A 15165-nucleotide genomic window follows, 5' to 3' on the forward strand; every position below is an offset into this window, starting at 1 on the left:
GATGCCAGGTCAGGGCCTCATGGTCCGGGAGAGTCCGCACAGTCGGTGAGCCCCCTGTGAGAGCGCGTGAGACGACGAAGCCCCGCCGGATTTGCTCCGGTTCCAGGGGTCCTGTCATACAGAACCCGCCCCCCGGGAGGATGCACATGGTCGCATCGTTCATCACTCACCGCGCCCTCGATGGTGGGACGTATCAACTGGAGGGCGACCTCTACCTCCAGTCGCCGGGCACTTCGGCCGTCGAAGTGGCGGCCGGTGGCCGACTGGTCGACCGGGAACACCCTCATCGCGCTCCAGTCCTTCGACGGTGCCGTGCTTCCGCAGGTCGACCTGCGCGACACCGCGACCGGGGCCGAGGTGAAACTGAGCCCACTCGACCAGGGAGGCGGCTCCACATCGGTCACCTACCAGGGCGGCGCAGTCGATCCGGTTCGCCACCGGGCCGCTGTGATGACGTTCGACGGGGTGTCCGGTGTGTCCGGCCTGCGGACGGTCGACATGGCCAGGGGCCGGGTCTCCGAGCCGCTGCCGACGGCCGACGGGGCCGGGACCGGCGAACGCCGGTCCCGACCCCGTCGGTTGGTCGGGCAGGAGGTGCTCAAGCGCACGTGCCTGCCGGGCGGTTCCGGGTCACCAGGTCGGTGTCCGTGGTGGTGGTGTCCATCCAGAGCACACGGCTGCCGGTTTCGGCCGCCGCATTGGACTGCTGGCCGCGGCTGCAGGAGACGCGACCGAGCGGGGCGCCCTTCGGGGTGAACTGCTGGAGCTTCGCGAGGGAGTCGTTGTAGTCGTCGAACACCTGGGAATACGAGGCGTAGACCGTCAGGGTGACGGCGGATTCCGAGGCGGTGAGACCGTAGGAGCGGACCGGGTTCGGGCCCTTCTCCGCGATGAGGTCGGTGACATCGGAACCGTCGACGTCCGCCCGGCGCAGGGTGGTGAAGTCGTCGTCGGTGTAGTCGGTGTCGATGAGCCAGTACACCCCGGAGGCGGTGACAACCGGGGAGCTGATCCACTCCGGCTGCGAGGGCGCGCCCAGCGGCGTGGTCGTGCCGGCCGTGATGTCGTAGACCTCGACGACAACACCGTAGACGCCGTCGAACAGTCCGTCGTGGATGTACGCGATGCGTCCGTTCTTCACGGCCGGCTTGACTGCCTGGTTGTAGTCCCGGCCGAGCGGGACCACCTGCGGGGTGGTGCTGCCGCCCGTCAGGTAGGAGACCCGCTGCAGCCCGGTTCCCTCGTCCCGCTTGGACCACGCCACTGTGTCACCGTCGACGCTGAGGCCGCTGATCTCGCCGGTGGTGCTGAACAGCGTCTTCGGCGCGCCTCCGCCGACCGGCGCGGACATGATGTCGTAGGTGTGGGAGTAGGGGTCGTCGGGGGAGACGTCGCCGACGGCCACCCAGACCACGCGCTTGCCGTCGGTGACCGGGCTGAGGTGGGACCGACCGTCGTTCGGGGAGATCTGCCGGGCCTTGCGCTTGCCGTCGGTGCGGCCGACCCACACGGCGTACGGTGCGGTGCCGTCGGCGCTGGACTTGGGGACCGCCCACCACCCGTTGCCCGCGCTGGGGCTGTTGCCGGTGCCGACGAATGACATCATGGTGCCGAGTCTGCCGACCAGGATGTCGCTGTCCAGACCCAGGCTCTTCTCCCAGCCAGGGACGACGCCGTGGGCTTCGAAGGCCTTCTTCACCGCAGTCAGCTGACTGCCCTTCACCCCGAGCGACTTGGCCGCGGCGACGACCGCCTCCCGGCCCTCGTCGAAGCCGTCGAGCGGGGCGACGTACGAGGACAGCGCCCGGTAGACGATGCGGTCGGCCAGCGGGCCGCCGAGGCTTTCGCGGATGTCCCACAGCGCGCCGCTGAAGATGGTGGAGTTGACGTGTACGCCACCGTTGTCGTAGGCCGAGCCGAGGGGCAGGCCGAGGAACTTCTTCGTGGTGGCGCCGTCGTTCAGGTCGCGGAACGCGCACTCCCGGGGCGTCCGGTTCCGGCACAGGTCGCCGCCGATCAGGCCCGCGTCGGGGTCGCTCATCGGGGTGTGGTTCGCGGTGACGTCGATGACGTTGCCGAAGTAGTCGGCCATGGCCTCGTTCATGGCACCGGACTGGCCGGCGTAGACAAGGTTCGCGGTGTGCTCCACCACGCCGTGGGTCATCTCGTGGCCCACCACGTCGAGGTCCGAGGCCAGCGAACGGTACTCGTCGTCGCCGGTGCCGTACACCATCTTGGTGTGGTCCCAGAAGGCGTTGACGAACGGAGAGCCGTAGTCGGTCACGCCGACCAGGGAGTTGATTGCCATGCCCTTGTCGTCGAGGCTGTCGCGCTTGAAGGTGTCGTGGTAGTACTCGTACACCTTCCCAGCCGCCCAGTGCGCGTCGACCGCACCGGACGCGGTCAGCTCCGGGCCGATCTTCGGGGTGGGCGAGGTGAACGGCACGACGCCCTCCGGCCATACGCCGGAGACATCCTGGTACCAGAGGCTGGAAGCGTCCCAGGTCTGGATGACGCCCCGCTGCTTGCCGTCGGCCATGTGCGCGGTGTCGCGCAGCAGGTACTGGCCGGTGGCACCGTCCTTGGTCAGGTACAGCGGAACGGTGGAACCGTTGAGAAGGGTGCCCTGTCCGGTGACACCGGCCGACCCGTTCCCGGGCTTGGTCGGCTCACCGGGCTTTGTCCGCCTGCCGGTCCTGCCGCCCTGGTGGCCTGCGGCCTGCTGTGGCGCCGTGAAGGTCGGCAGCCCGCCGGACTCGAAGAGCGTGACGCCGGTGGCGGCATCGACGTAGACCTCCTGCACCACCGGCGCGCCGGTAGCCGGGTCGGTGCCCCGTACGGTGATGTGGCGGGTCAGGACACCCTTGCCGGTGGGCAGGACGGTCAGCCCGCGGTCGGTGCCGGACAGGGTGTCCGCCCCGCTCTTCGCGTGGGTGGGGCGGTAACCGCCCTTGGCCAGCTCGGCCTGCACCTGCCGCACCGCGCCGTCCACGGCCGCGCCGACCGGCAGCGTCGCCTTGTCGGTGTCGATGTCGAGGGCGGTGAAGTAGGAGCCGGAAGTGCCGGTGACGGTCCGCTTGCCGTTTCTGTGCGTCATCCGGACCACGTACTGGGCGCCCAGGACCGGGACTCCGCGGTACTTCTGATCCAGGCGCACCGTCTCGGAACCGTCGGGGTCGGTGGTGACGATGTCGGTGCTCAAATCCCGCTCGGGCGAAAGAATCCGATAGCGGTCCTTGTGCCCGGCCAAGTGGGTCCGGGCGGCCGTCGCGGCTGGGAGTGACGCGTCCACCGCGTCGGCGAGTCCCTCCACCAAGGCGGGTGTCTCCGTACCCGGCGCGGTGTCCCCGCTCGGTGCGGCCGGCCCGGTCGCCTGTGCGGGAGAGGTCAGGCCGGTGACGCTCAGGGCCGCTGTGACCGCAAGCAGCGCCGACAGACCGGCGCGTCCGGGTCTGCGAGCAGGCCGACGCCGTATGTGTGATGACATGTACAAGTGCCTCCGACGGCCCGGTACAGCCCAGGCCCGGTAGTGGGACATCAGATGATCGGCGCACCGTCGCGCCCGCGGCTCGGACTGCACCTTTGTCGTCCCGCACACGAACCACAAGAGGATCTCCGGGGCCGGTAAGCGCAGTTGCGCAGGTGTGAAGCGGCAGGCGGCCCCGGTGCGGCCGACACCGTCGACCCTCGGGTTCATCCGCTCAGGTGTCGAGGCCGCTGCCGGCCGTCCGGCCACAGGGCCGTACCGGCGGTGGGGTGAGGTCGGTGCCGGGCGTGCACGGAGGGCTCGTCGACGGCGTCCTGGAAGAAAGCCTCGAGCCGCACCTGCTCCGGCTCGTGACGAAGACGTCGGGCCGTTCCTGCGGCGGGACAAGGACGCTGCGCAGAACGGGAGTTGACGAATGCATTGACATGCTCAGGACTCGCCGCCACTCTGATGCAAGTTCGGAATGCAACCGGTTGCATCCCAGTGTCTGAGGGCCGTATGCCGGAGGAGCGAGGTATCCCCGCGCTTCGTACACCCCCATCGACCCCCGGCCGAAAGGACTTCCGGTGCTACAAGGCACAGGCCACGGCTGCCGCCAAGGCGTCCGTGGAAGCAGGTGCGGAGTCGGACTGGTCATCTCCGCCCCTTGGCCGCTGCCCATTTTTGCAACCGGTTGCAAGAAGGAGGCGGCGCCGTCGGTGCGGGCTGGTGTGTGCACCTGACGAAGAGTCGGCCGGGTTCGGGCAGAGGTCGGCCGACAGTGCTTACGGCGGGCAAGGGAAGCAACCGTGGTCATGACCATCCGTGACGTCGCCCAGGCCGCCGGGGTTCATGTCTCGACCGTCTCCCGGGCCTTCTCCGCCTCCCATCTGGTGAAGCGGGAAACCCGGGAGCGGGTGCTCGCCATCGCCGCGGAACTGGGCTACCAGCCCAACGAGACCGCACGCGCCCTGACCACGGGCCGCACACGGAATCTGGGACTGATCGTCTCCGATATCGCCAACCCCTTCTTCCCGCCGCTCATCAAGGCCGCTCAGGCCTACGCACGGGTCCGCGGCTACCAGGTCTTCGTCGCCGACACCGATGAGGACGCGGCCGTCGAGGAGGAACTGATCCAGACCCTGGCCCGCCAGGTGGACGGTGTGATCCTGGTCAGCCCCCGGCTGGCCAACGACGTCATCGGCCGGCTGGGCGGAGAGCTGCCTTTCGTCCTGGTCAACCGTTCCGTGGCGGGGCTCTCCGCCGTACTCATGGATGTGGCGAACGGTGCGGCCCTCGCGGTGGATCACCTGGCCGGACTGGGGCACGAGCATCTGGCCCTGGTCTGTGGCCCCCGGGGCTCGTGGACCAGCGCGCAGATGCGACGGGCCGCCGGGAAGGCCGCCGCCGACCAGGGGGTCCGGCTGGACGTCCTCGGCCCCAATCCGCCGACGGAACACGGCGGCATCGCGGCAACGCCCGCCGTCCTGGGGACGGGCGCCACCGCTGTGATCGCCTACAACGACCTGGTCGCCATCGGGCTCATCGAAGGGCTCGACGACCGGAGCGTACGCGTGCCGCGGGACATCAGTGTGATCGGCGTGGACGACACCGTCGCCGGCAGACTGAACCGCCCCCGGCTCACCACCGTCGCCATGCCCACCGCCGCGGCGGGGCGCACGGCGGTCGATCTGCTGATCCAGGCTCTGGAGACGTCCGGAGAACCGGCCACGGCCCAGACCATGCTGGCGACCTCCCTGGTCGTCAGGGACTCCACCGCCGCCCCGGAGTAATCGGCCGGCTGATCGTTCCTCTCAACTTCTTGACGGGCCAAAGCGGGTGACGTACCGTCACCGCTGTTCACATACACGAACTCGGTTCTCATACAGAAATCATTGCGGAATCGGGGACGGCCTTCACCACCCACATCTGGGCCGACCGGCGAGCTGCCCGGCAACAGGTCGGCAGCCTCGACGGCCCGCCGAAATGAGCACGGTACGTAGCAGCAACACCCAGCATTCGACAACGAAAGGTGAGGCGAGGATGAGACGACCAGTCGCACTGCGACTCAATGCGGCACTGGCCACGATGGCCCTTGCGGCCGCGACCGGTGTGGTCATGTCGATGCCCGAGGCGTCGGCAGCAACCGGTACGGCCACCGGCTACGCGACCCAGAACGGTGGGACCACCGGCGGTGCCGGCGGGCAGACGGTGCGGGCCACCACGGGGACCGCGATCCATGCGGCCCTGTGCGGCCGGGCCAGCAGCAGTACCCCGATCACCATCGAGGTCGAGGGGACCATCAACCACGGCAACACCGCCAAGGTGTCGGGCGACAGCTGCAACACCGCCGACGGCGTGATCGAGCTCAAGCAGATCAGCAACGTCACGATCGTCGGCGTCGGCAGCGGGGCGGTCTTCGACCAGCTTGGCATCCACATTCGCGAGGCCAGCAACATCATCATCCAGAACGTGACCGTTCGGAACGTCAAGAAGTCCGGCTCGCCCACGTCCAACGGTGGTGACGCCATCGGCATGGAGAGCGACGTCCGCAACGTCTGGGTCGATCACACCACCCTTGAGGCATCGGGCGGGGAGTCGGAAGGGTTCGACGGCCTCTTCGACATGAAGGACAACACTCAGTACGTGACCCTGTCCTACAGCATCCTGCGCAACTCCGGCCGCGGGGGCCTCGTCGGGTCCAGTGAGACCGAGCTCTCGAACGGCTTCATCACGTACCACCACAACCTGTACGAGAACATCGACTCCCGCACCCCCTTGCTGCGTGGCGGCATAGCCCACATCTACAACAACTACTACGTGAAGCTCAACGAATCCGGCATCAACTCCCGAGCCGGGGCTCGCGCCAAGGTGGACAACAACTACTTCAAGGACTCCAAGGACGTCCTGGGCACCTTCTACACCGACGCGGCCGGCTACTGGCAAGTCAGCGGCAACACCTTCGACAACGTGACCTGGTCCAGCCCCGGCAGCGAGAACAACCCTGCCGGCCCCGACCCCCAGTCCAACACCACTGTCAGCATCCCTTACTCCTACAGCCTCGATGCGGCCGGTTGCGTGCCGGACATCGTGACCCAGACGGCAGGGGCCAACAAGGGGCTGCAGGTGTCGAACGGCAACTGCTCGCCGCAGACTCCGACACCGACACCGACACCGACACCGACCACACCCACGCCCGACCCCACCACTCCCACGCCGGACCCCACCCAGCCCAGCGGGACCAACCTCAGCATCGGCGCCGGCTCCGACGGCTCCAGCAAGGCCGGCGGGACAAGCTTCGGCAACGTGCGGGACGGTGACATGAGCACCTTCTGGTCGCCGGCCGGCTCGACCGGTTCCATCTCGATCAAGTGGGCCTCCGCCACCGCCGTATCCAGGATCAACATCCGGGAGGCGTCAGGCTCCGCGGGCAGCATCGGATCGTGGAGAGTCATCAACGGCGACACCGGCGCAGTCCTGACCTCCGGCAGCGGTGCGGGCGCGATCGCGGTCCCCCGGACCTCGCTGAGCAAGATCACTTTCGAGATCGTCAGCTCGACGGGCACACCGAAGATCGCCGAGTACGAGACCTACGCCGGATAGCGGCGCGGTCGCGCCGACCGTCCGGGGGGCCGGCATCTCCGGACACGTCGGGCAGCAGCAACGGGGGCCGTCGCATCCGACGGCCCCCGTTCAGGTCGATCAGCAGTGCGCGGCGGTCACGGCCGGAGCGCGGTGAACCGTCGGGGTTCTGCGTGTTGAGACTTCTTGGTTCGTCGGGCCGTGTCACATCGGTGCTCAGGACGCCGGCCGGCTGGCAGAGATAGGGTCGCTCGCATGCGCGGGATCGCTGCGGTTGTTGGTTCGGGCATTGAGGAGTCGTCGATGGACCACCCGGACCCTCGGCATGTCGCACGCCTGGCGACGTACGGATCCGTTTCCACGCACCTGTCGCTGATGAGCGACCGTCGACTCGGCGAAGTCGTGGCCGAAGCCACCCCTCTCGGGTCGGGCATCGGGGGCAGGACGGCGGAGCTCAAGGTCGATGGAGCCCGAGTCTTCGTCAAGCGAGTCCCTCTGACGGACATCGAGATGCGGTCGGAGAACGCACGGTCGACAGCGAACCTCTTCGGGCTGCCGATGTTCTATCAGTACGGGGCGGGCTCAGCCGGCTTCGGGGCCTGGCGCGAGCTGGCCGTGCATACGATGACCACCAACTGGGTCCTCGGCAACGAGTACGAGGGTTTTCCGCTGATGTACCACTGGCGGGTCCTGCCGGACGCCCCACCCCTGGGATTCGCCGACGCTCTTGGGGGCATAGACGGGGCGGTCGCGCACTGGGAGGGCTCGCCAGCCGTGCGTGATCGGCTGGAGGCCATCGGCCGGTCCTCCTTCAGTCTGGTGATCTTCCTGGAACACGTCCCGCACACACTTTCTGTCTGGCTGGGCGACCAGCGGAAGGCGGCTCGGGCAGGCGAGGACGGCCCGACGTACGCGTGGGCGGAGGAAGCCCTGACGCGCGGAGCCGCCTTCATGAGCTCCCGCGGACTCGTTCACTTCGATGCCCACTTCAACAACATCCTGACCGACGGCCGGTTGATCTACTTCGCGGACTTCGGCCTCGCTCTGAGCTCCGGGTTCGAACTCTCGCAGGACGAGACCGAGTTCCTCACCGCCCATCTCGCGTATGACCGCTGCTACATCGCGAACCATCTGCTTCGCCACCATCTGCCCGACGGCGTGCGCGGCAAGCTGGAGCACGAGGCTTTTCTGCGTAACTGGATCGCGGGTGAAAGGTCCGAGGCGGTCCCGCCCGCCATCGCTGCGATCATCGACCGGCATGCCCGGGCTGCCGTCGTGCTGGACGGGTTCCACCACCGCCTGCTGACGGTGAGCAAGCGGACACCGTATCCGGCCGCGGACATTGAACGGGCCAGGCCGGGTGGTTGTTCAGTGGGGTAGAGGCGGTGGGATCGGCCGGCGTTCGCCGGCCAGGTCACAGGCGGACGATGACCACGGCCGTGTCATCGGTGGCGGAGCTGAGGTCGATGAGTTCATCCGCCAGTGCCTCGACCTGACCGTTGCCGTGGCGAGCGAGATGGTCGGCGAGGCGCTGCAGGCCTTGGTCGATGTCCTCCCCGCGGCGCTCGATCAGCCCGTCGGTGTACAGGACGAGGGTGGCGCCGTCGGCGTAAGTGGTGGAGGCCTGGGGCCGGGGGGTGTGTTCGAGGCTGGCCCCCAACGGCGGGTCGGTCGCCTGGTCAAGGAAGCGCACGGTGCCGTCGGGATCGGCCAGGGCCGGGGGCGGGTGGCCGGCGCTGCTGTAGGTGATGCGGTGGTCGGCCCAGGCGATGATGGTCTGCACCGCGGTGGTGGACAGGGCGCCGTCCACGGAGCGGGCGTACAGGTCGAGTCCGTCGAGTGCCGATGCGGGGCCGCCCACGACGCGGATGGCGGCGCTGAGGGCACTGCGCAGCTGACCCATGACGCCGGCCGCGGCCAGGCCGTGCCCGACGACGTCGCCGACGGCCACGGCGTACTTGCCGTTGGAGAGCTGGGTCACGTCGTACCAGTCCCCGCAGACGTTGAGGGTGTGGATCGCGGGGCGGTAGCGGACAGCTGCCTGGTGGCGGGCGAGGGCCTGGGGGGCGGGCAGCATCGAGTCCTGGAGCGCGAGGGCGATTTGCCGTTCGCGGGCGTTGGTCTGGCGCAATCGCTCGTTGACCTGCTGCAGTTCGCGGGAGCGGGCGTACAGCTCGAGTTTCATCTGGCGGCGCCGGTGATCGGCGTCCGGGCCCCCGGCGCGGACAAGGTCGGTGATTTCCTCGAGGCGGTGCACGATCAGCGCGACCTGCCCGTCGGAGTCCAGGACGGGGGCATTGATCGGGCTCCAGTAGCGCTCCGCGAACACTCCTGGCCGGTCCGGTTCCTCCAAGTCGTGGCGGATAGGGCCCGCAACGTCCTGGGCGCGGCTCTCCAGCACCCGGCGCATTGACGCCTTCTGGTCCTCCATCTCGGATTCGTCGTCCTGCGGGAAGGCGTCGAACACGTACTGGCCCATGAGTTCGTCGCGGGTGCGACCGACCAGATTTTGATAAGACGGGTTCGCGTCCAGAATGACGAACACGGAATTGAGCACCAGCATTGCGCTGGGTGACGCCTCGAAGATGGCGTGGTAGTCGATCCCCGGTATTCTCACGGCACACCCCGGACACGTTGGCGATCGAGTCCGCTATTCGTGCTCCCTCTCTTCAGTATGCTGTTGGGCTTCCGTGGTCGCCTGTCGGCCGCACATGCCTGCCATCGCAGCCGTGAGCCGGCAGGCACGTCATGGTCAGTGCCCGACGAAAAACTCCGTCCGCCCCTCGAACACGGGCGTCTCGTGAAGCACTGTGTGCGGTGCTCAACGGTCCTGCGACGAGCCCGTCCTCTCCCCGGAGCCGGTGCTCCGTGCGGAAGCCGGCCTCCCTGATTCCTGGTTCAGCGCGATCCCCACTGCCACGGTCGGTCGGCCCGGCATCGACCGATTGCGTCGCCGGCCACAACGCCGGTCTCAAGGGCGAGCCGAACTCCACGAACACCGACTGCCTCTACATCGTGGGGATCTCCTCAACCCCGACTCCGGCGAAGACACGACGACCTGACGGCCGTTTCGAGGCCCTACGCCCCCTGCGGGTAGACGCTGCTGTCATCCGACTGCTGACCTGGTCTTTACTGTTTTGCAATCATGATCGCGGCTCCGCTGTGACGAGCGGACGGTCAGACTCCCCTGACAGCATCGCCTGCGTCAGGAGCTCACGTGGTTGCATCCCGGTCCGCACTCGCCCTGCTGGCCTGCACAGGGCTGCTGCTCACCGGTTGCTCGGGCAGCGGTGGGAACGGGGACGGGACGGCGAGCGGCACCGGGGAGCACCGACCGGCCCCGGGGGATCGCGACGGTCGCAGCGAGGGCATCGGCGACTTCGACAAGGACGGCTACGACGACTTCGTGACCGCGGTCACGAACCGCGCCTCCGGCGAGGCAGGGGCCTGGCACGTAGTCGTCGTCCCGGGCTCGAAGCGCGGCCTGGACGCGGCCCGTGCCACGCGTTACAGCGACGTCTACAGCGGCCCGCTGCTCCGGGGCGACCTGGACGGCGACGGCTATCCGGACCTGGTCGCCACGCGCGAGCCTGACGGACCGGACGGGATGACTGAGCGCGGCGCCACCTACCAGGCAGTGGTCATGTTCGGCGGGAAGAACGGCCTCGGCAAGCCGGTGACAGTGGCTGCCAAGCGGCAGTTCCTCGCGATGGCTGTGGCTGATGTCAACGGCGACGGAGCCGTCGACCTGATCGACCGCGGCAAGGGGGCACAGGAGAAGGACCCCGCCCGAATACCCGGGCGGATTGCCTATGGTCCGTTCGACCGGGACGGCGTCCCGGCCCGGCTGGTCGGGCAGGACTGGGAGGCCGCCGGCGGCGGGGCAACCGCCGGCGACTTCGACGGCGACGGCTTCGACGACCTGCTCTTCACCGGAAGCCCGCCGTATTCGGACGACGAGCCGGAGTCCATGGTCCCGCCAGATGCCTACTTCCGCGGCAGCCCTGAGGGCCCCGTCCCGGCCGCCGTGCCCCAGGGCCTGGACAACGACGTCGAGGACGGAGACCTGACGCCGCAGGCCGGCGACGTGGACGGTGACGGCATCACCGACCTGCTCGTTGGAGGAGGGGGCGTTTCGGCCCCCGCCGACGGCCTCGACACAGGTCAGCTCACCATCGTCTACGGGGCCAAGGGCGGACCCGGTACGGGCCGCCGCAGCACGGTGTACAACCAGGAGACCCCGGGCATCCCCGGCGATTCGCAGGGCAACGACAAGTTCGGTGCCGTGTCCGGCACCGGCGACGTGAACGGCGACGGACATCCGGACCTGGTGATCAACACTCCGGGCGAGGACAAGGCGGGCCGCTTCACGTTGCTGCCCGGCGCAGCAGATGGCTCCGGCCCCGACCCGTCCCGGTCCACCGCTTTCGACGCGACGAACTACGGCCTGCCCTGGATGAAAACCAATCTGCCGCCGCTGGACATCAACGGCGACCGGCACGCGGACGTGGTGGCCGAGACGTCGGGCGGCCTCCTCCTCTTCCTGGGCGAGGAGGCAGGATTCACCGCCGGGGACCCGGAGCTCACCGAAGCCGCGAAGGTGGGTCTGGACGAGCAGGACTGACACTGCGGGCTTCATTACCTCTGCGGTGATCGACCGTGACGCCGCCGCGCGGGATCGTGGAGTCAGCAGGGCCCGGACCGGCGCACTCCGGTCCGGGCCCCGGCCATCTGAGGGAGACGCTCAAGGCATGAGTGTCGCCAGGTATTTGGCCGTCTCCGAGTCGGCCGGGAGCAGCGGCTCCAGGGCCGGCTCGGAGACGGCCATGTCCGTCGCACCAAGCGCAGCTTGCGTATAAGGCATAAAATATTGCTTGTGACGCAAGGTGACGGTGAGCTCGACAGTCTGGTACGCAAACGGATCCGCGCGCTGCGGGTGGCACAAGGCTGGTCTCTTGACGACTTGGCCGCCCGAGCCCGGCTCAGTCCCTCCACGCTCAGTCGGATCGAGACCGGTCAGCGCCGTCTTGCTCTGGACCAGCTCGTCACCCTCGCCCGCGCCCTGGACACCTCGCTCGATCAGCTCGTCGAGACGGCCACCGACGATGTCATCTCCAGCCCGATGATCGACGCGGCCCACCAGCTGATGCGATGGCCCGTCCGGGCGGACCCGGGCATGACGGTCGTGCGTCAGCGGATGACGGATCCGCCGCCCGACAGCCCTTCGCGCATGCGTGCCCATCCCGGCCACGAATGGCTCGTTGTCCTCTCCGGCACCGCGATCCTGCTGCTGGGCAACCGCCGCTTTCGCGTAGAGACCAATCAGGCCGCGGAGTTCCCCACGATGCTTCCGCATGCCATCGGCGCAGAGGGCGGCCCGTGCGACATCCTGGGCATCTTCGACCGCGACGCCCGCCGCGGGCACCAAGGCGGCGAGAGCGCAAGGGACGCCGGTCGCCCGTCGCAGTGATGTGAGCGCCACGCAGCCGCCTCTTTTTGCCGCAGGTCGAGAGTCGCTTGCCATTTCAGCAGTCCAAGCAGCCATCGTCTTGCGCATTCGGGAAGCGACCGTGCCGCACGCCTGTGATCCTCTTAGCGTGGGTGCCATGACACACACATCCCCGCACGCAGCGCACGACCACGGCGCGCACTCGGCCCACCAGCACGTACAGCAGCACGACGCCGACGGCCAGGCGGAGATCCTCGACCTCGATGCGGAAGTGCTCGCCGAGCACATCGCCTCCATCACCGCATGGCTGCCCGTCAAAGCCGCCCCCCGTCACATGGTGGACCTGGGCAGCGGGACCGGAGCCGGCACTCTCGCATTGCTCAAGCGCTTCCCCGATGCCGAGGTGACCGCCGTCGACACCTCGACCAGCCACCTGCACCGCCTGCTCGAGAAGGCGAAGTCGGAAGGCCTGGCCGGCCGGGTGCACACCGTTCAGGCCGACCTCGACACTGCCTGGCCCGACCTCGGCACGCCCGATCTCGTGTGGGCGTCAGCTTCGATGCACCACATGGCCGACCCTGACCGCATCTTGCGCCAGGTCCACGACACGCTCGCGCCAGGAGGGCTGTTCGCCGTCGTCGAACTGGCAGGCTTCCCGCGATTCCTGCCCGAGGACGCGCCAGAAGACCGGCCCGGCCTCGAGGAACGCTGCCATGCCGCACTCGACCATCACCATGCCGAGCACATGCCGCACCGCGGCGCCGACTGGGGGCCCAAGCTGACCGCCGCCGGCTTCACCGTCGAGGGCGAACGCACCATCACCGTGAACCTCGGCCCGCCCCACCCCGAGGCAGTCGGCCGCTACGCACTCAGCAGCCTGCGCCGCATGCGCGGCAGCGTCGCCGAAGCGCTGACGGTCGAAGACCTGACCGCTCTCGACCAGTTGCTCGATACGGACAGCCCTCGCAGCATTCTGCGCCGCGACGACCTGACGGTACGCACCGAGCGCAGCGTATGGGCAGCACGACGCACCTGAGCAGCGCGTTCTCACGCGGCGGGGGCCGACCGGGCAGTGGGCCATCCGTCTCGTTCGGAGACGTTCAGGCGCCGGGACGCAGGCTGCCGCGGCCCCTTCCTTCCTGGCTCAAGCCCGTGGTGACGGTGGATCACAGGCGCCGGGAGCCTGCTTCACCCCTGGGCGTGTTCACGGAGCTGCTTGGCGTGGTGATCGGTGCGTGCGATGTTCGCGCACGACGGTGGGCAGCGGTCCAGTCGCGGGGCGTCGCTATTGTTCAGGCGGTGGTACAGCGCCCGGTCCCGGCTGTAGACGCACAGCATGAGGGGCGCGGGTTGTCGTAGACGGCCAAGGCGGGGTTGCCCAGGGTGTCGCGGGCAGGGTAGGGCGCAGGATCGCATGGAGGGCCCCAGTCGTGGCATGTGGGGTTGCGGGGTCTGCGGGTTTGCTCTGCGGGACCCGATTCTCGCCGATCTCGTGTGCCCCCTTGGCGACGATTGGCCTGGGCGCGGGATGCGCGCTGCACCTGTACGAGGGTGGGCATTGCGGTGAGCAGAAGCAAATGGGGTTTCAGAGGCCTGTTGTAGGTCACCCGCAACGTACCAACCGAACGAGACAACCATCGGGAGTGAGGCACATGGAGAACTGGCGCATGCAGGCGGCCTGCCGTGACGAGGACCCCGACCTGTTCTTCCCCATCGGAAGCACCGGCCCGGCGCTCGTGCAGACGGAAGAAGCGAAGGCGGTGTGCGGCGGATGCCCGGTTCGGGAGCCGTGTCTGGAGTGGGCCATGGAGCACGGTCAGGACGCCGGCGTCTGGGGCGGTCTGGGTGAGGCCGAACGACGTGCGCTGAAGCGCCGCACCCGCAGGCGGGCTCAGCAATCCGGATAAGGATGGATGATCAGCCCATGGACCTCACGGCTTGGCTTTTCGTCGGCGCGGTCGCCGCACTGCTCACCATGGGGGTCGCCGGCGTCCTCCTGATCCGGCTGATCCGGGCGAGGAAACTGCTGATCGACGCAGGGGTCCCGCTGCGGAACAAGGCGTTGGTGTGGGCGGCGGCGATCTACACCGTGTGTCCCGTCGACCTGATCCCCGACCCCGTCTATCTCGACGACATCGGGTTCCTGCTGCTGGCACTGCGCTCGCTCTCAGCCCACGGCCGTGGGCTGCCCGGGCGCCGCTCTGCTTGAAAAGGGCGGACCGTCCCGCGCCCATCCGGATCGCAGCCGCACGGTGGCATACGGAACTTGTCCAGCCCGGGAGTCAGGGACTCGGAGGAACGCGACACTGGAGGTCATCCGAGATAGCCCCACTGGAACCGGGACTGAACAGGGCTCACCGGGAGGCACGGGGATACAAGCCCCTCAACGGCTCTTGGTCCCGCCGGAGACCCGTCTGAGATCAGCGGGACGAACCGCCGGATGCGAGGCCCGCATGTCCGATGGTGTGGGGGCGGGCCGGGCATACCGGCCGCCTCCCCGATGGGTGATCAGGATGACCAGGCCGTGTGTCTCGTTCCAGCCCTTCTCGTCCGGCATGTACACACAACCGCTTGATCACTCGAGCGGGACGGCGAGGCCGGGGCGAGCGTTGACGCGTGCCATGCTGGAACTTCCGGTTTTGGGTGGCGAGCGGGGAAAGCGGCAGGG

10 protein-coding genes are annotated in these 15165 nt (G+C 68.5%); 8 read left to right on the forward strand and 2 right to left on the reverse strand.

What is annotated here, in order from left to right; genetic code table 11:
* Positions 1-598 precede the first annotated feature (598 nt).
* On the reverse strand, positions 599-3487 hold the full coding sequence (locus OHA88_RS41025) for a M4 family metallopeptidase (protein WP_328629309.1): 2889 nt from the start codon (positions 3485-3487) through the stop codon (positions 599-601).
* Between the two features lie 794 nt (positions 3488-4281).
* On the opposite strand from OHA88_RS41025, the gene OHA88_RS41030 reads away from it, so the two are divergent.
* The 3 genes from OHA88_RS41030 (at position 4282) to OHA88_RS41040 (ending at position 8428) form a co-directional block, all read left to right on the forward strand.
* Entirely contained in the window at positions 4282-5259 is a 978-nt protein-coding gene (locus tag OHA88_RS41030; protein ID WP_328629310.1) for a LacI family DNA-binding transcriptional regulator, read from the forward strand.
* Positions 5260-5509: 250 nt separating this feature from the next.
* Positions 5510-7069 (forward strand): pectate lyase family protein, encoded by a 1560-nt coding sequence (locus OHA88_RS41035; protein WP_328629311.1) that lies wholly within the window; start codon positions 5510-5512, stop codon positions 7067-7069.
* A gap of 282 nt (positions 7070-7351) precedes the next feature.
* The gene (locus OHA88_RS41040; RefSeq protein ID WP_328629312.1) at positions 7352-8428 is read left to right on the forward strand and encodes a protein kinase family protein; all 1077 of its coding nucleotides are present in this window, start codon (positions 7352-7354) and stop codon (positions 8426-8428) included.
* A 34-nt stretch (positions 8429-8462) separates the two neighbouring features.
* Here OHA88_RS41040 and OHA88_RS41045 read toward each other — a convergent pair whose 3' ends face one another.
* On the reverse strand, positions 8463-9665 hold the full coding sequence (locus OHA88_RS41045) for a PP2C family protein-serine/threonine phosphatase (protein WP_328629313.1): 1203 nt from the start codon (positions 9663-9665) through the stop codon (positions 8463-8465).
* 600 nt (positions 9666-10265) lie between these two features.
* On the opposite strand from OHA88_RS41045, the gene OHA88_RS41050 reads away from it, so the two are divergent.
* From OHA88_RS41050 to OHA88_RS41070, 5 genes are all read left to right on the forward strand, one after another.
* Positions 10266-11672 (forward strand): FG-GAP and VCBS repeat-containing protein, encoded by a 1407-nt coding sequence (locus OHA88_RS41050; RefSeq protein ID WP_328629314.1) that lies wholly within the window; start codon positions 10266-10268, stop codon positions 11670-11672.
* Positions 11673-11915: 243 nt separating this feature from the next.
* Complete coding sequence (locus OHA88_RS41055) at positions 11916-12518, forward strand: helix-turn-helix domain-containing protein (protein WP_328629926.1); 603 nt, start codon at positions 11916-11918, stop codon at positions 12516-12518.
* Positions 12519-12654: 136 nt separating this feature from the next.
* The gene (locus OHA88_RS41060; protein ID WP_328629315.1) at positions 12655-13533 is read left to right on the forward strand and encodes a class I SAM-dependent methyltransferase; all 879 of its coding nucleotides are present in this window, start codon (positions 12655-12657) and stop codon (positions 13531-13533) included.
* Positions 13534-14149: 616 nt separating this feature from the next.
* Complete coding sequence (locus tag OHA88_RS41065; protein WP_328629316.1) at positions 14150-14404, forward strand: WhiB family transcriptional regulator; 255 nt, start codon at positions 14150-14152, stop codon at positions 14402-14404.
* Between the two features lie 17 nt (positions 14405-14421).
* Complete coding sequence (locus OHA88_RS41070) at positions 14422-14706, forward strand: DUF1232 domain-containing protein (protein WP_328629317.1); 285 nt, start codon at positions 14422-14424, stop codon at positions 14704-14706.
* Positions 14707-15165 lie beyond the last annotated feature (459 nt).

This window comes from Streptomyces sp. NBC_00353 (assembly GCF_036108815.1).
Classification (GTDB): Bacteria; Actinomycetota; Actinomycetes; order Streptomycetales; family Streptomycetaceae; genus Streptomyces.